This window comes from Brevibacillus fluminis, from assembly GCF_003710825.1.
In the GTDB taxonomy this organism is placed as follows: Bacteria; Bacillota; Bacilli; order Brevibacillales; family Brevibacillaceae; genus Brevibacillus_D; species Brevibacillus_D fluminis.
The window spans coordinates 667492-684864 of the sequence record NZ_RHHQ01000012.1; the positions used below are offsets into that span (position 1 = coordinate 667492).

Annotated in this window: 15 protein-coding genes and 1 pseudogene; 12 read left to right on the top strand and 4 right to left on the bottom strand. The window is 52.2% G+C overall.

The window, feature by feature from the left end; all coding sequences use genetic code 11:
• Positions 1-100: 100 nt before the first annotated feature.
• A complete protein-coding gene (locus EDM56_RS17215) occupies positions 101-580 on the top strand; it encodes a PaaI family thioesterase (RefSeq protein ID WP_122919097.1) in 480 nt (159 codons plus the stop codon).
• On the opposite strand, the gene EDM56_RS17220 is transcribed toward EDM56_RS17215, so the two are convergent.
• Entirely contained in the window at positions 577-951 is a 375-nt protein-coding gene (locus EDM56_RS17220) for a hypothetical protein (RefSeq protein WP_122919098.1), read from the bottom strand. The two genes, EDM56_RS17215 and EDM56_RS17220, sit on opposite strands and share 4 nt — an antisense overlap.
• 106 nt (positions 952-1057) lie before the next feature.
• On the opposite strand from EDM56_RS17220, the gene EDM56_RS17225 reads away from it, so the two are divergent.
• The gene (locus tag EDM56_RS17225) at positions 1058-1834 is read left to right on the top strand and encodes an inositol monophosphatase family protein (RefSeq protein WP_122919099.1); all 777 of its coding nucleotides are present in this window, start codon (positions 1058-1060) and stop codon (positions 1832-1834) included.
• A gap of 273 nt (positions 1835-2107) precedes the next feature.
• Here EDM56_RS17225 and EDM56_RS17230 read toward each other — a convergent pair whose 3' ends face one another.
• A complete protein-coding gene (locus EDM56_RS17230) occupies positions 2108-3406 on the bottom strand; it encodes a hypothetical protein (RefSeq protein ID WP_183192487.1) in 1299 nt (432 codons plus the stop codon).
• 288 nt (positions 3407-3694) lie between these two features.
• Between EDM56_RS17230 and EDM56_RS17235 the strand changes: the two genes are divergently transcribed.
• From EDM56_RS17235 to EDM56_RS17245, 3 genes are all read left to right on the top strand, one after another.
• Positions 3695-6931, top strand: a complete 3237-nt coding sequence (locus EDM56_RS17235) for a DNA translocase FtsK (RefSeq protein WP_122919100.1) — start codon at positions 3695-3697, stop codon at positions 6929-6931.
• Positions 6932-6977: 46 nt separating this feature from the next.
• Positions 6978-7376, top strand: coding sequence for a hypothetical protein (locus EDM56_RS17240; RefSeq protein ID WP_122919101.1), 399 nt, complete (start codon positions 6978-6980; stop codon positions 7374-7376).
• Positions 7377-7499: 123 nt separating this feature from the next.
• Complete coding sequence (locus EDM56_RS17245) at positions 7500-8243, top strand: IclR family transcriptional regulator (protein ID WP_122919102.1); 744 nt, start codon at positions 7500-7502, stop codon at positions 8241-8243.
• Between the two features lie 72 nt (positions 8244-8315).
• Here the strand turns inward: EDM56_RS17245 and EDM56_RS17250 are convergent, their stop codons facing one another.
• Positions 8316-8765: a rhodanese-like domain-containing protein gene (locus tag EDM56_RS17250; RefSeq protein ID WP_122919103.1), complete on the bottom strand. Its 450-nt coding sequence runs from the start codon at positions 8763-8765 to the stop codon at positions 8316-8318.
• A gap of 133 nt (positions 8766-8898) precedes the next feature.
• Between EDM56_RS17250 and EDM56_RS17255 the strand changes: the two genes are divergently transcribed.
• Positions 8899-9786, top strand: coding sequence for a LysR family transcriptional regulator (locus tag EDM56_RS17255; protein ID WP_122919104.1), 888 nt, complete (start codon positions 8899-8901; stop codon positions 9784-9786).
• Positions 9787-9793: 7 nt separating this feature from the next.
• Here EDM56_RS17255 and EDM56_RS17260 read toward each other — a convergent pair.
• Positions 9794-9934 (bottom strand): annotated as a pseudogene (locus EDM56_RS17260) (helix-turn-helix domain-containing protein); the annotation flags it as partial.
• Positions 9935-10070: 136 nt separating this feature from the next.
• On the opposite strand from EDM56_RS17260, the gene EDM56_RS17265 reads away from it, so the two are divergent.
• From EDM56_RS17265 to EDM56_RS17290, 6 genes are all read left to right on the top strand, one after another.
• Positions 10071-11423: an MFS transporter gene (locus EDM56_RS17265; protein WP_122919106.1), complete on the top strand. Its 1353-nt coding sequence runs from the start codon at positions 10071-10073 to the stop codon at positions 11421-11423.
• A gap of 411 nt (positions 11424-11834) precedes the next feature.
• A complete protein-coding gene (locus tag EDM56_RS17270) occupies positions 11835-13046 on the top strand; it encodes an ROK family transcriptional regulator (RefSeq protein WP_246009420.1) in 1212 nt (403 codons plus the stop codon).
• A 173-nt stretch (positions 13047-13219) separates the two neighbouring features.
• Positions 13220-14524 carry an ABC transporter substrate-binding protein gene (locus tag EDM56_RS17275; protein ID WP_122919107.1) on the top strand — a complete coding sequence of 435 codons (1305 nt, stop codon included), beginning with the start codon at positions 13220-13222 and terminating at the stop codon, positions 14522-14524.
• Positions 14525-14646: 122 nt separating this feature from the next.
• Positions 14647-15516, top strand: coding sequence for a carbohydrate ABC transporter permease (locus EDM56_RS17280; protein WP_122919224.1), 870 nt, complete (start codon positions 14647-14649; stop codon positions 15514-15516).
• A gap of 84 nt (positions 15517-15600) precedes the next feature.
• Complete coding sequence (locus tag EDM56_RS17285; RefSeq protein WP_122919225.1) at positions 15601-16359, top strand: carbohydrate ABC transporter permease; 759 nt, start codon at positions 15601-15603, stop codon at positions 16357-16359.
• Positions 16360-16388: 29 nt separating this feature from the next.
• The gene (locus EDM56_RS17290) at positions 16389-17372 is read left to right on the top strand and encodes a Gfo/Idh/MocA family protein (protein ID WP_122919108.1); all 984 of its coding nucleotides are present in this window, start codon (positions 16389-16391) and stop codon (positions 17370-17372) included.
• Position 17373 lies beyond the last annotated feature (1 nt).

The window sequence follows — 17373 nt, forward strand, 5'->3', positions numbered from 1 at the left end:
TCGTTGGGAGAATTCGCGCGATGCGCGCAGATGCAATCGCTAGTAGCGTATCCCAAAAGCGGCAGCTTCATTAAATTTTTACAGTTTTGGAGGTAGAAGGATGATTGAAGAATTATCTGAGGTAGTGGAAAATGGGGAGGAGGATGAAAAAGCGTTGCTCGCAATCGCGCTGCAGGCAATCCGGCAGAAACGGGAGCGAAACAGCTCGCTATTGTCAGGGATGCTGGGCCTGCAGGGGAGGTTCATCGACGAAAAGACCTATCAGTTCATCGTTCCGATCACTCCGTTTATGTACAATTCGCTTGGCATCGTGCACGGCGGCATGACGGCGACGATCTTGGATTCGGTTATGGGCTCCATGGTCAATCGTTCTTTGCCTCAAGGGCAATACGCGGTTACGACCGATTTGAAAACAAATTACATTCGGGGGGCGAAAACAGGGAATCTTCGTGCAGAAGCAACGATTTTACATAGAGGAAGGACGCTGGCGGTGGTGACAGGCAGCATTTACGATGATCGTGACAGACTGATCGCGCATGGGACCGGAACGTTTATGGTATTGGGGAGCCCGCAGGACTAAATGGCCTGCAAGCCGCCAAAATCGGAAATATAGGCAAGCATTTTCGATGAGAGCGGAACGATGAATTCCATGTTCTCCCGCTCAACGACACCGGAGCGCGTGACGATCCGAACCCATTTTGCTGTCAGTTTGTAATAGTCGGAAGAAAATTCCGATCGAACAAATTCGGACTGATGCCGAAACGACACATTTTGGGATGGGACGGTAACGGGCAGCATACTCAATATATCAGCCAGAAAAAGATGGTACGTGGTGTGCGGCTTTTGGAATACTAGCTCTTTACTGGTTACGGAGCATGATAAGCTGTTCGTCATATGCGTCAGCTTTAACTCACCTTCCAAGTTTTTCAAACGAATAAAATCTGCGTTCATCGGCGCTTCCCTCCTTCAGTCAGGCTGATGATCTCTCCATCATAGCGAATGACAGAAAGGGTGTGCAAGGGAAATGATTGAGAGAAAAGGTAAAGGAGTCCTGACTATGATTGAAATTGCGATACAGGCAGCACGTGAAGCCGGAAGCTATTTGAAAGAATGTTTCAATGAAAAATCGATCCCGGATGAAGAGCTGCACAACGATGTGAAGCTGCCTGAGGATAAGGAAAGTGAACGGCGCATCATCGAAGTGCTGCACCGGCATTTTCCTACCCATTCGATCTATTCGGAAGAAGTCGGCGCGGTGGATCGGGAGGAAGAATATTTGTGGATCATTGATCCACTCGACGGAACGAACAATTACTTTATCGGCTATCCGTATTTTTCCGTTTCCATCGCGTTGCAGCACGCGGGGGAGATCGTTCTCGGCGTGGTTTATAATCCAATCGCTGACCAGATGTTTTGGGCGGAGAAAGGCAAAGGCGCGTACCTCAATGGCAATCCACTTAACGTAAATGAGCGCACTGAGCTGAAGATGGCTGTGGGCACGTATGTACGCGGCCGCCATTCAGTGACGCGTGAGCAGGAGCTGGCATTTACGGAGCCGTTCATGCTGGAAACGAAGCGGCTGATGCGCAACGTCGGCCCAGCGCTCGACTGGTGCCTTCTGGCGCGCGGATGGATTGACTATGTTGTGATGCAAAAATCCGGCATTATGGATGTGGCAGCCGGCATTTTAATCGCCCAAGAAGCGAATGCACGCGTGACATATTGGGACGGTTCGCTGTATCAGCATCAGCCGTTTGACGAGACCCATCTGCCATCGCTTCTGGCTACGAACGGCGTTTTGCATGATGAACTGCGGAAATTGATTGCGGATTAAGAGAAGAACCCGAGCTTTGCTAACACGGCAGTGCTCGGGTTTTTCATTTTTCCAGCACCCAACGAAAATGAGAAGGATTGCGTGAGCACCAAAGTACGATGGAATGCTTGCTGGTGTGGGCAACGAGGACAGCGCGGCAGATGGGACAGAACTCCAGTTGTTTATCTTTCATCTCTATCATCCTCTGTTAAGAAAGCTGACATATGAAGTATTGTAACAAAAAAACAGCTGCCGGTATATGCCGGACAGCTGTTTTTCTAAAGATCGAACCGATTATTTTGTTGGCGCTGGTGGTGCAGGAGTGGTTACTGGGTCTATTTCACCTTCGTCGCTATAAAGATCGTCCCAGTATTCTTGCTCCGCGTCATGATCTTCCTTTACGGATTTCAGGATCGCGTACAGGTAGCCTTTGTCATTGAAGTTGCTGAGCGCTTTTTCATCGTTGTAAATCGTATCGAGCGTGACAGCCTCAGTTGCCTTCGGATAGGCAATTTGCGGAGCTTTGCCGTAATTCCATACCAAGCTGTTGGACTCAAATCCGATCGTGATCGGCTCTTTGACGGTCTCCACTTTTGGATCGAACGTCACTTTCACCGTTGCTTTTTGGCTGACAGGAAGTTTGTCGGAGCCAATCAGGTAATCAAAGTCCAGATTTACAGCGAGCAGGCCTTCTTGTTTCGCCAATTCTACGACTTTGTCCACTGGGTAATCTTTTTGTGTCTGAGCCAGCCAGCCTTTCAGATAAGCGATGCCCATGTCGACGGAGGTTGTTGCTTCCGCTCGCAATTGTGCATCCGTCAGCGGCTTTTCTGTCGGGTATTGGTCTTGTTGGAACTTGCTGAACAGTGTAGCAACATCGATTGCAAATGCGCGCACATCTGCGTTTGCAGTTGCATCATTTGCGGTATAGTAGAACATTTTGATCAGTTCTTTCAGGTCGAGCGAAATAGCGATGTGTGTCGCTTGTACGGATTCGCCATTTGGCAGCTTAACGGTTTCCGTACCCAGGTTTTTCACTTGGGACAGCGTGTAGCCGTATTTGGAGATGTACTTTTTCATGAATTCGAGCGTCAGCTTGTTCAGCTGATCTTGGAAATCTTTGAATTTCTTCGCGTCGATCCCCGTTTCATTCAACGGGCTTGTGTTGTCAATCAACAAATATTTCGCATCGATCGGCGATTTGACATACAGCTTGTTGTCATCGATCAACAGATCAGCCGCTGCTTTTTTGTCACCTGTCCAGAAACCTTTATCGCGAAGCGGTTTGTCGTCGTTTGCAGTAAAGGTGATTTTTGCGTGGTGCAAATCGTTTTGTACGCCTTGAAGCGTCACGCCTGCTGCCAGCGCGCGAAGCACGGTGGTCATTTCCTTTTTTTCATCACTTGACATGGAAGTGTCTGGCAGTTTCTCCAGTTTGTCTACATCGGCTAGCAGCTTCAATGTGCCTTGGAATTCATAGTTTGGCTTGTCGATGGTCGCAACGACAGAATCGCGGACAAGCGCTGCTTGTCCCGAACAACCTGTCAAGAGCAGCAACATCGCCAGGAGTAGTAAACTCCCTTTTTTGAGCATAGGTCTTCCTCCTTCTCTATGTAACGCAAAATGAAACCCGCGCCAACCACATTGGCGGGGCCGAGGCTGAAATAAGCCTTCTCTTATTACTACGGCATTTTGAATAAAATGTTTCACATTTTGTGAAAAAAAGGGAAAAGGATGAGAATGCTGACTTTCCCCACTTTTGTGTACTCATTCGCATAATTGCGTTATGATTATACTGAAATTTGCGGATTTCAAGGGGTAAATTGAGGCAAAATGCCGAATTCATAGAGCAAGGAAGTAATTGTTAGAGGGGCGTAGCACATGTGGACGTGGTTAAAAAACTTATTGAATTCAATGCGTGGCGAGGAGTGGGAGGACGAGCAGCAAGAGATGCAAGTCCGGACGCAGCAACCGGTGCAGCATACGCAAAATGTGCAAAATTTACGGGTTCAAGCGAAATCGAAAAGCATTTATCCGAAGGAAAGGCAAGGAAGTGCGCAATCTGAGAGCAGACTGCCGGAAAAGCAACGGCAATTCCGCTTTCCAGTCATTCCTGATGCGAAAAAGGAGTCAAGGATGGCTGCGGACGTGACAGCGTCTCAAGAGAAGGAGGATTCCTTTGGTGGACGAGAGCGGTCGCGCCCAGTCGAAAAGGAAGGACAGACTGATCATCAACGTCGCGTATCCGAGCGAACAAATGCCGGAGATCGCCAAAGAACGGCAGAGCGCGAGGCGGCACGGGAACGGCAGCGGAAGCACGAGCCAACGAGCCCGTTTGAGCAGCAGCGGATGCTCCAGCAGCAAAAGCGGGAAGCTGAGCAGGTAGCGGAGCAGCTGACAAGTCCGCAAGTCTTTGCACAGTCCCGCAATCAGTCGGAAGCGAAGAAGCCGTACAAGCCGACAGAAATTTTTTCGCCGATCTATGGCAAAGTGGATCCGCGGCCGCCAAAAAAGAGGACGCCGGACGAAACGCAGCGTAGACAAGAGAGAGAAGAGGCACAGCGGAGAGAAGAAAAGCCGTTGCAGCCGATCTGGCCCATTAAAAAATCGAGTGAAAAAATCGAAGAACAGACCGATGCCCGAAAGGATGAAGCGGTAGCCGCAGTGCAGTCGGGTGTGGGGCAGTTTGAAAACAACGGGGAGCAAACGGATGGCCATGCGATGCAGCAGGTCAATGCAGGACATATGATCGAGGCGCACAGCCCGGATATGCAAGAAGGGCCAAGCGTAGCGTTTGCGTCTGAAACGGAGAAATCTCCTGTTTTGGAACATGAGGAGCTACAAAAGCTAACACATCTGGAAACGGAACTGCTAGTAGACAGCGCGGTGGATCGTCAGCCTATGGTACAAGCGGGGAATACAGAAGATGAAGAAACGGAAGCAAGCCAATTGGTTCAGCCGTTGGTGGAAACGGACACGCATGGTGCGTCGACGCAACCGAACCAACAAACAGATGGGCTCGAGCACGGGCGGCTCCAACCGCCGGAACCGTTGCAAATTCATATCGGTAAGCTGTTTGAAAGCGAACCGCTCGCAGCCCATGAAGGGGAGCAGCCTGCGGAAGACGAGCTGAATCAGCCAGCCGAATTGGCGCGCCTTGAAGCAGGTACAGAGGAGCTGACGGTTGAGGCGGTAAGTGAGTCGAAAGTTGGTGTGGAAGAAGACGCAGCGATTATTCGCCAGGCCATAGATGAAGTTGCAGCAGTTCGCCTCGAATCGATCGATGGGGAACAGGTAACAGCTGGTGTAGAATCGGCATCCTTACCATTTGAACCGCTTATGACGGAAGTCGCCGGTCATGATGAGCTTGTGAAAGAAGCTCCGTCGTCTGAGGTGGCTTCCGAACTTCCAGATGAAATCACTGAGGAGAATCCGCAGTCGGCGTTTACGGAACCTCACCCCTACAATGCGATGAAGGAAATCGAGACACCGGAGCAGCAGAAAGAACACGGAGAGGAATCTTATTCAACTTCACCAGCGCTTCACCAGCAAGCTGCAGCGGAAGCGACACAGCTTGCGGAACAAGCCGCTACGGTTCAACCATTCCCTGTACTTTCGGCAGATCACCAGGACGCTGCTATGCAGGAGGTTTCTCCCGTGATTCCGGTAGTAGCTGCCGAGTCAACCGAGGCCGATGCGCCGAAGCCGACTTATCATCCGCCACAGCTTGATTTGTTGATACCGAGCCCAGAAGCGACAGAGGATGATTTGGAATACACGCTGGAACAAAAACTGCTCCTTGAAGAGACGCTCGGTAATTTTAACGTAAACGCGAACGTGGTTGGCATCGTCAAAGGGCCGTCCGTCACGCGCTTTGAATTGCAGCCTGCACCAGGGGTGAAGGTGAACAAAATCACGGGATTGTCAGATGACATCAAGCTGAATCTGTCAGCCAAAGACATCCGCATCGAGGCGCCTATACCTGGGCGCAATGCCGTGGGCATTGAGGTGCCAAACCAGAAGAGCGAGCCGGTGTTCATCAGCCGGATCATCGGATCAGAAAAATTCCGCAACCATCCGTCACCGTTGGCGATAGCGCTCGGGATGGACATCGGTGGAGAGCCGATCGTGGCAGACATCAAAAAAATGCCGCACGGACTGATCGCGGGCTCAACTGGATCGGGGAAAAGCGTCTGCATCAACTCGATCATCGTCAGCCTCTTGTTCAAGGCAAGTCCGGAACAGGTCAGACTCTTGCTGATCGACCCGAAAATGGTCGAGCTGGCACCATACAATCACCTGCCGCATCTGATCACGCCGGTCGTCACAGAAGCGAAGCAGGCGACAGCCTCGCTCAAATGGGCGGTGGAGGAGATGGAGCGCCGCTACACGGCTTTCGTTGAAGCTGGCGTGCGCGACATCGAGCGTTATAACACGACGACAGACGAGCCGTTGCCATACATCGTCATCATCATCGACGAGCTGGCTGACCTGATGATGGTTTCTCCGCAGGATGTGGAGGACTGCATTATCCGCATTGCGCAGAAGGCGCGCGCCTGCGGAATCCATTTGCTGCTGGCGACACAGCGTCCGTCCGTCGATGTCATAACGGGGAATATCAAGGCGAATGTGCCGACACGGCTTGCTTTTGCGGTCTTTTCGCAGATCGATTCGCGGACGATTCTCGACCAGTCGGGTGCGGAGCGGTTGCTAGGACGTGGGGATATGCTCTTTTTGGAAAGCGGCACGACGCCAGTCCGACTACAGGGGAATTTCGTCTCCGATGATGAGATCGAGCAGGTAACCCAGATGATCAAAAAGCAGCGCAAGCCGAATTATTTTTTCAGCAAGGAAGATTTGGAGCAGCAAGTCCAGTCATTCGATGCAGGAGATGACCCGCTTTATTTAGAGGCACTGTTGTTTGTCGCGGACCAGGGACAAGCATCGGCTTCCGCACTGCAGCGCCGTTTTCGGGTTGGATACAACCGGGCGGCTCGCCTGATCGAGATGATGGAGGCGGAAGGCCATGTGGCCGGGCAGTCCGGCGGAAAGCCGCGGGCGGTATTGATCACGCGCGAAGATGCTCAGGCATTAACAGAAGGAACCAGTCTGTTATAGAATAGGATTATCGTGTTCTACTTTTGGATAAGGTGGTTAATGCCTGATGGATCATGTGACCAAAAAGTACCATGTGATAACCGACGAGCTCGTGCTGTTTAACGATGAATATTATGTGACCGTGTTGCGCGTGTCGCTGGACAGCATGGGTGCAGCGAGTCTGAGTGAAATCTTCAATGAGCTTTATGCCTTCTCCCATGCGGATGTGGAGCTTGAGATCGATATTTCCGAAGAGCAGCAAGGAACCTGGTATCTACAATTCCTGGTTCCTTACATGCTCACGCTGTCGGACACCGCAATCAAGCGGATTACCCGCGGTTCCGAAGCGTTGCAAAGCTATCTGGACGAGCGGAGCATCAGCCTCAATGTGGAGCTCTTGCGTGGCTCCGACATTTTTGCCTACATGAAGCGTTACAATCCGGGCCTTGCTGAAGTGAAGAAGTAACAGTTTGGAAAAAGCCTCACTTGATCTATTACAGTCGTGTAGCGTATACTGAATTTTAGAACAAGATTTCACTAGATGAAACGGAAAGAACAGTTGAGTGGACATAAGAGTGGAGTGGTACGGATGGATGAGCAAAAATCGACGGTTCGCGCCGTGGAGCGGGCACTGGATATCATGCTCTGTTTTACGGACGCCACCGAGTTGAGCCTGAGCGAGATTGCCAAGCGGATTTCCTTGCACAAAAGTACGGTGCACCGGCTGCTTGCCTCTTTGGAAAGCAAGGGCTTTGTACTACGCGATTCGCAAACGGATAAGTATCGACTTGGGTTCCGCGTGTGGGAGCTATCGGCCAACCTGACTCATTCGGACGACCCCGCAACGATATTGCTGTCGGAAATGGAGCGTTTGCGCGAAGTGCTGGGCGAAACAATCAGCCTGTATGTTCGGGATGGGTTGGAGCGCATTCGGATTCAAGCGGTTCAGAGCAACCAGGCGATCCGCCGGGTAGCGCCGATCGGAGCGAGAATGCCGCTTGCAGTCGGGGCATCGAGCAAGGTGCTGGTTGCCTTTGATGAACGTACAGTGCTGGAGAGTGTGCTGGCCGATCCGAATTGGCCGGAAAACGTAAATCGCCAAGGGTATCAGGAGCAGCTCGCAGAGATCCTCCAGCTCGGCTATGCGATGAGCGTGGAGGAGCGGGAATTGGGCGCAGCTGCGATTTCTGCCCCGATCTTTAATCGGAATGGCAAACTTGTCGCGGCAGTGGCGGTATCGGGGCCGTCCAACCGAATGACGACAGAAGTGATGAAAGAGTTTGCCGAGCCGATTATGGAAGCGGCGAAGCGAATGGGGAAAATGCTGAAGTAACAAAAAAAGGGTGGCCGTTGTGTTATAACAACAGCCAGCCTTTTTTCGGTTTCGCATGTTTCAACAGACCCATCAGTCATTCATGTTCCAATGGAGAGGGGCTTTTTCACACAAACGCCCTTCTACCGCGCCGCCTTCGCGCCGCCAATACTCGATCCCACCGATCAGCTCCTTCACGGGAAAGCCGAGCGAGGCAAAACGCGCGGCCGCTTTGGTCGAAGAATTGCACGCAGGGCCCCAGCAGTAAGTGACGATCAGCTTGTCAGACGGAAGTGCAGCGGTTGTGTCGCTGTTGATCTGACGTGCAGGCAAATTGATTGCACCGGGGATGTGGCAGTCTGCATACGCTTCTTGGCTGCGCACATCGACGAGGATGAAGGAGTCGTTACCCCGACGCAAATCGAGCGCCACATCGGCGACATCGGTTTCGACGGAAAGCTTTGCAAGAAAATGCCGGCGCGCCTCTTCCGGGCTGGCTGCTGGCGTTTCGAGCACCAAGGAAAAGTTTGATTTTTTGGTCATGGGAAGGCCTCCTGTCAGAAATCTCATGGAAGTTATAAATGTTCTGAAGGTAATGTAACACGGCCTTTTCTATTGGTGTTATCTATAGTATTTTATAAGAACTATCAAAAATATTTATAGTTAGGTGATTGCAGTGGAATTGGTTTATTTGCAGACGTTTTGCGAGGTGGTCAAATGGGGTAGCTATTCCAAAGCCGCCGAGAAGCTGGGTTACTCGCAGCCGAGCGTGACGACACAGATCAAACGGCTGGAGGAATCCTATGGCGTCGTCTTGCTAACGCGAATTGGTCGCGGTATGAAGCTGACGGCATCGGGTGAGGCTCTATTGCCCTATGCCCAGGAGATGCTGCGGCTGCATGCTGAATCGAAAGAGGTTGTCTCGCAGCAAGGGACCGGCACGATGACGATCGGAACGATTGAAACGCTAGCGGCCTATTTCTTGCCTGCGATGCTCCAGCAGTTTCAAGTAAAGTACCCCGGGATCACGCTTTCGCTTTTGCCTGGCAACGAGCCGTCGATCATTCGGGCGGTAAAAGAAGGGGAGCAGGATTTCGGCTTCATTTTGGATGAGCGCTTTACAGATCCGGAGCTGGTCACGCGTCCGATTCGTGAGGAAGCTTTTGTGATCATCGCCAAACCGGGTCATCGCTTTCAAGCGCTTTCACAGGTGGGGGCGGCGGATTTGGCCGGGGAATCCTTGATTTTGACTGAGTCCGGCTGCACCTATCGCGCTTTTTTGCTGGAGCTGCTCAAAACCAAGGACATCCCGCATCGCATACATTTTGAATTCGGCAGCATTGAGGCGATCAAGCAATGCGTGCTGCACGGGTGGGGCGTCGCCTTACTCCCACGCTTTGCGGTGGAAAGCGACCTCATCCATCGTGATTTGGTGGCGGTGCCGTTCGTTGACGAGGCTCTTTCATTTCAGACGCAATTGATCTATTCCAATCGGCGCTGGATGCCAAAAGCGTTCCTTTCATTCATCGAGATGATGGTGGAGGAAAACGGTACGGTATCCTGATCGCGCGCAGGGGCACGCCGATTTCCGCTTCCAGCTTGGCAATGATTTGGCTCAACGCGGGTTGGGCGATCGACAGCTCTTTTGCCGCACGGGTCACATGCTCGTGACGGGCGAGCGTCTGAAAATATTTCAGGTGAAGCAGCTCCATGACCAACCAATCCTTTATCCAGTGAAATGATAAGCATAATTATATCAAGTGATAGGAAAATATCTATTTTTTTAAATCAGCAATCACAAGTAGAATGGAGTTGCTTTTACGAAGAAACTCGGCAAAGAGGTGCGGCATGAACGACAAAATTACGATGCCGATATGGGCAGGCGGCAACTTTTTGGTGGTGATGAACACGACGATGTTCAACGTGTCGCTGCCAACGGTCATCGATCAGCTCCACATAACGGCAGGGCTAGGTTCCTGGATTGTCTCCGGGTATTCCATTATGTTTGCGCTGGCGACGATCATTTTCAGCAGATTGTCTGATTTTATTCCGATCCGCAAGCTAATATCGATCGGGCTGCTTTTACTCGGCGTATCGTCTGTGCTCGGGTATGCGGCGGACAGCTTTGGTGTCGTGCTGCTCGCACGACTGCTTCAAGCGAGCGGGGCAGGCGCCATGCCCGGACTCGGCATGGTGCTGGCGAGCCGCTACGTGCCGTATGAACGGCGGGGCAGGGCGATTTCGATGATCGCATCCAGCAGTGCTCTAGCGTTCGGACTCGGGCCGGTATTCGGCGGTGCAATCACAGAGTATCTTGGTTGGCATGAGCTGTTTTTGGTCACATGTATGGTCATCGGGCTGATTCCGGTCTTGTGGCGCTTGTTGCCGAAAGAAGTGCAGCACCCGGTCCACTTTGATTTTGTCGGGGCGGGGCTAACGGTGATAGCTTCGGCTGCCTTACTGCTTGCAATCACACAGCTTTCCCTTCTGTATTTGGGCGTTGGCGTCGTTGCGATTCTCGCCTTGGTCCAGCAGCTGCGCAAAGCGGGACGTCCGTTTATCCATCCGGCTTTGTTCGGCAATACCGGCTACCGCAAGCTGGTCATGATCGCCTTCCTGGTGTTTATCCTTAACATGTCGATGCTGTTTTTGATGCCGCTGATCTTAGCGGATGTATTCGGCAAAGGAGCGGCGACGATCGGTATGGTCATCTTTCCGGGGGCAATCTTCTCAGCGGTTTTGATGAAATGGGTAGGGCGCTGGATTGACCGCTACGGCAATTTCCGCTTTTTGCTAGGTGGCAAGCTAATGCTCGGAGCCGCGATTCTCTTGATGGCGACTATGCTGCATGAATCGATGTATATCGTTCTCGCGGCGTATGTGCTGTTTGCACCGTCATTATCAGCGGTCACGTCGTCTCTGTCCAACGAAGTCTCACGCATCTTACCAAAGGAGCTGATCGGCTCCGACATGGGCCTCTCCCAGCTGTCCCAATATCTCGGTGGCTCCTTCGCAGTGGCCGGGTGCGGTCTGTTGATGGTCTGGCAAAAAGAAATACCCGTTGCGAACGCGTTCCAACACATCTACCTGCTGCTGATTGCCGTATTGGCGATCGCTTTGGGATTGCTGTACCAATATCGAAAATCGCAATACCCTTTAAAACGAACGGCGAAGCAGGACCTACAGCAGGTCAGTAATTGACTTGCTGTATTTTTTGACTATGAAGGGTTGGGCGACGTTCCAACCTACGCAGCGAAGGATTTTTGCAAAAAAAGCGGCACGCAGCCTTGGCAATGCCCACCCAGGCTCCGCTGAAAAAGGGAACGGCTTTCGCACCCCACATCATCTGTGAGATACACCCGCCGCGCAGCGTGTGGCTTTGGGGCGCGGTTCCCTTTTTCAGCGGAGCCGGACTCCCCGACCAACAGCAGGCATTGTCAGAGCGGAGTGACACTTTTTTTGCAAAAATCCCGACCGACCACCGCAGCCAAAAAAATCCCCCGCCCCAACATTCAGAATATTGACGAATGCCCCAAAATTACGTATGATACTTACTAAAGTTGTTGGAGAAACTTTTTCTACCCGCAACACGATCGAATGTGAGAGGAAAACATGCTGATGCGCAGGACTGGTGATTCCAAACTCATCCAAGAGCTCAACCGCTTTATCATCCTTGATATGATCCGCAAGCACGGTCCGATCTCGCGCAGTGAAATCGCCAAACGCAACGGCATCAGCCCGACTACGGTCACATCGGCGGTAGGGGAGCTGATCCGCGACGGATTGGTGTGCGAGGACGGCATCGGAGAATCAAGCGGTGGGCGGAAGCCGATTATGCTCCGGTTTTATCCGGACGGACAATTCCTGATCGGAATTTCGCTGACGAACACCGCGGTTACCATCGCAGAGCTGAATCTGGAGGCGAACGTGCGCCACAAAGAGCGCTTCGCCTATGACAAACCGCTTTCAGGCGATGATGTAATCGCTTACCTATTCGCTTCTCTGGAGCAATTTTTGTCCCGTTATGACGATCGGTCCAAATGCCTCGGCATTTCTATCATCGTCCCCGGGATCGTCGATGCCGCTAATGGCGCGATTCGCTACAATTCCAAGCTCAATTTAAAAAATGTCCCGCTCAAAGAGCTGGTGGAGGCAAAATTCGGCCTCAAAACATGGCTGGAAAACGACGCCAATGCGATTGCGCTGGCGGAGAATAGCTTTGGACGCGGTACGCACAGTGACAACATGCTGTACGTGACCGTCGGCGAAGGGGTCGGGATGGGCATCATCGTCAACGGCGCCATCTTCCGCGGACATAACGGAGGCGCAGGCGAGTTCGGCCATACAGTCGTTCAGCAGACAGGCACCCGCTGCGATTGCGGCAATATCGGTTGTCTGGAGAACAATGTAGGCTGGCCGGAGATTTACTCGCGCATCTTGTCCGCCCACGCTAAAGGCAAGCAAACCGTCATCATCGAACTGGCGGGAGGAGATGTCACACGCATTTCGCCGGCATTGTTCCGCGCCGCACTGCAACAAAACGATCAGGTCTGTCTCGACATCATGGAGGAAATCGCAGCGACGCTTTCCATCGGCATCGTCAATCTGGTCAACCTGTTCAACCCGAGCCTCATCATATTAGGGGGAGAGATTGTTCGTGACAACCCGCTGTTCGTCAAACGGGTTCGCGAGCAAGTGATGGACAAAGCGCTCTTTATTTTGACAGACGGCCTGGAGATTCATGCCACGGCGCTGGGGGAAGAGTTCCCGATGGTCGCGGCGGCGGCCGTATTGCTGCAGGATGTGTTTCATTTTTCCCTGTAGCTTTTTCATCCCCACTTAATAAAGTCATTGGAGAAAGAAAGTTACAACCCGATCTCGTTATTACCCTTGATGAAGCGTGCAGAATGAGGGGGGAGCAAAAAGAAAGCGCTTCAATCAGTTCATCCGATTATAGAGAGTGCCAATTATTAAAAGAAAGATGGAGGGGTTTTTCGATGAAAAAGAAGTTGCTTTCAATCAGCATGGTGGCAGCACTGATGGCGTTAGCGGGCTGTTCCGGCCAATCCGCGGGCAATACCGCACCGACTACAGACAACAATGCGCAGGCGGGCAATCAGTCGGCGGCAAGCGGGGAAAAGGTCGACCTGACATACGCGGTCTGGGATAAAAACCAGCTTCCGGCGATGGAGGAAATCGCGAAAAAATTCAATGAATCGCATGGCAACATCAATGTGAAAGTGGAGCTGACACCGTACAAGCAGTACTTCACCAAGATGGACGCCGCTGCACAAGGCGACAGCTTGCCTGACGTGTTCTGGATGAATGGACCGAACATCGTCAAATACGCTTCCAATGACATGCTGCTGCCGCTCGACGACCAGATTAAGGCAGACGGTGTTGACTTGAACAACTACCCGAAAGCATTGGTTGACATTTATACAGTGGATGGAAAAACGTACGGCTTGCCGAAAGACTTTGACACGATCGGCCTGTGGTACAACAAAAAAATGTTCGACGATGCCAAAATCCCTTACCCTGACGCTTCCTGGGATTGGGCGAAGCTGAAGGAAGCCGCAGCCAAGCTGACGGACAAAAACAAAGGCGTATGGGGCTTTGCATCCCGTCCTTGGGGCCAAGAAAACTTCTATAACGTCATCGCGCAAAACGGCGGCTTTGTGATCTCCGACGACAAAAAGACGTCCGGCTATGACAAACCGGAAACGATCCAGGCACTCAACTTCCTGGTTGACTTCATAAAGGACGGCACGTCCCCGACCGCGCAGCAAATGGATGAAACTTCCGCTCCACAGCTGTTTGAATCCGGCAAGCTGGCGATGCTGTATGACGGAGCTTGGATGGTAAGCGAATTCGCGCAAAACGATTACACCAAAGACAAAGTGAACGTAGCAGTGCTTCCAAAAGGCAAAGAAAACACGAGCGTCATCCACGGTTTGGCGAACGTAGTCGCAGCGAAAACGAAGCATCCAAAAGAAGCATGGGAGTTCGTCAAATACTTGGGCGGTAAGGACGCTGCTGAGATCCAAGCGAGCAAAGGTGCAGCGATTCCAGCGCTCAACGGCACGCAAGATGCGTTCATCAAATCAAATCCAAACTTTGATTTGAAAATTTTCGTTGACCAAGCGGCGACAGCGAAGCCGTACCCAATCTCCAAAAACACATCCAAATGGGTGCAAGCAGAGACTGAGTACATGACCAAAGCGTGGAGCGGCGAGATTACCGTCGACGCAGCGGCGAAAGAGCTTGCGCAAAAAATGAACGAAATGCTTTCGCAAGAGTAGTAAATAAGCGGTAGGTACGGTTGGCAACGGCTTTGTCAAAGCGACGGGGCCGTGCCGCCGACCAACTGATAGAGAGGGGACAGAATGTGAACACTTCCGTAAAGACGAAAACGTCAACTCGGATGAAGCGTACGGATATGCTATGGGCTTATGCCATGATTGCTCCCACGTTACTCGGACTTGTCGTTTTCTATATCTGGCCGCTCTTGCAAACCATTTATCTCAGCTTTACCAAGTGGGGCGCATTTGGCAAATACAAATGGATCGGCTTGCAAAACTATGAAAAATTGTTCTCAGATGTGCAGCTGTTGACTGCCTTGAAAAATACGCTGATTTACACCGTTCTGTCTGTACCGTTCAGCATCGCGTTTTCCATCCTGGCAGCCGTGCTGTTGAATCAGAAGATCAAGGGCGTTTCGTTTTACCGCACGCTTTACTTCCTGCCGGTCGTCACGATGGCAGCAGCGGTGGCGATGGTGTGGCGCTGGCTGTTCAACGCCGATTTCGGCCTGATCAACTATTTCCTCGGATTGTTTTCCATTCAAGGTCCCCGCTGGATTACCGACCCGTCCATTGCGCTCTATGCCGTGGTGATCGTCGCGATCTGGAGCTCGGTCGGATACAACATGGTCATCTTTTTGGCCGGCTTGCAAGGGATCCCGCGCATGTATTACGAGGCAGCTGAACTGGATGGCGCGAGCCGCCTCCGCCAGTTTTTTACCATCACCTTGCCGCTCTTGACGCCGTCGATCTTTTTCGTCAGCATCACGTCGCTGATCGGCGCGTTCCAGGTGTTCGACCTGATCTACATGATGGTTGGGAACTCCGCGTTGGAGAAGACGCAGACGATCGCCTATCTGTTCTACAAATATGCATTCGTGACCGGGGAAGGCGGCTATGCGGCTGCGATTGCGGTGCTGCTTTTGGCGATCATCCTGTTGGTGACTGTTGTGCAGGTCAAAATGCAGAAGCGCTGGGTTCATTATGATTAAGGAGGGACGCTTGTGAATGAGGGGCGCCTTGGCCGCGGTCCAAAGCTGCTGGTCCATATTCTTTTGATTCTCGGGGCCTTGCTGATGGTCGGTCCTTTTCTCTGGATGATCCTGACCTCGCTCAAAACATTGGGTGAATCCCAGCAGGTGCCGCCGGTCATTTTTCCAACGGTCGCGCAGTGGAAAAACTACGCGGAAGTGTTGACGACCATTCCGATGCTGCAATTTTATTGGAACACAATCATCACGACGATCTTGAAAGTGGTGGGACAGGTATTCCTTTGCTCACTCGCCGCTTACGCATTCGCGCGCATCGAGTTTCCGGGACGGAATATTCTGTTCATGCTGTTCCTGTCGGTGTTGATGGTGCCGGGGCAAGTGTTTTTGATTCCGCAATTTTTGATCATGAAAGATTTAGGCTGGTTGAACACGTTGACGGCATTGATCGTTCCGGGCTTGTTCAGTGCCTTCGGTACGTTTTTGCTGCGCCAGTTCTTCATGTCATTGCCTAAGGAGTTGGAGGAAGCGGCTAAGCTGGACGGCTGCAACCATTTCCAAATTTACTGGCGCATCATGCTGCCGCTGGCAAAACCAGGTTTGATCGCACTCGCGATTTTCGTCACGCTCTGGTCGTGGAACGATCTGATGTGGCCGCTTATCGTCAACACGTCGCCTGACAAGCTGACGCTGTCTGCCGGCCTGGCCTCGTTGCAAGGGCAGCATCAGACGAACTACCCGATCTTGATGGCAGGCTCGGTTTTGGCGATCTGGCCGATGATTCTGGTCTTTGTGTTCATGCAGAAGCACTTTGTTGAAGGGATTTCGCTTAGCGGCTCTAAATAATGAGGGTAAATGAAAAGGAGTGGAAACATATGCATCATGTTCTGTTACTGGGCGCAGGAACGATGGGCAGCGTCCATGCGCGTTCCTATGCGGCGATGGAGAATGTTACGCTTGTGGGCATCGTAGAGGTCCGCAAAGAAAAAGCGGAGGAGCTGGGGCTGGGCGTGCCGGTGTTCGGCTCATATGAAGAAGCGATGGCAAGCCTTCCGCGCGTCGATATCGTCGATGTCTGCTTGCCTACGTACATGCACAAGACTTACGTGAAAAAGGCGGCGAATGACGGCAAGCATGTTATCTGCGAAAAGCCGCTCGCCCGCCATCTGGCCGATGCGCGCGAAATGATCGACTATTGCAAAGAGAAGAACGTGAAGCTGTTTGTCGGCCATGTGCTGCGCTTCTTCCCCGAATATGAAAAAAGCCGCGCCCTTGTACATAAAGGGGAGATCGGCGATGTTGCGGTTGCCCGCACGTTCCGCGGCGGCATTTTCCCGACGGCGTGGAATGACTGGTATGCCGATCACCAAAACAGCGGCGGCCTCGTGCTCGATATGATCATCCACGACTTCGACTTTTTGCGCTGGAGCTTCGGCGATGTGGAGCGGGTGTACGCCAAAAGCCTGCTCGGCCGCGGTTTCGCCCGGATGGATTACGCGCTGGTCACACTGCGCTTCAAAAGCGGCATGATCGCCCACGTGGAAGGTTCTTGGGCACATGAAGGCTTTGCGATGAAAATGGAGCTGGCAGGCAAATCTGGCATTATCAACTACGACAGCTCGCAGGAAAAACCGCTGATTGCGGTGAGCCGCGCCAAGCAGCAAGGGGTTGGCGGCGTAGCCGTGCCAGAAAGCCCGCTGAACGAAAATCCGTACTTCCGCGAGCTGAAACACTTCATCCATTGCATCGAAACGGGCGGCGATTCACTCGTGACGGCAGAGGATGCCTACAAAGCGATGGAGATCGCGCTGGCCGCGATCAAGTCGATCGAAACTGGTGAAGTTGTGACGTTATCCTAAG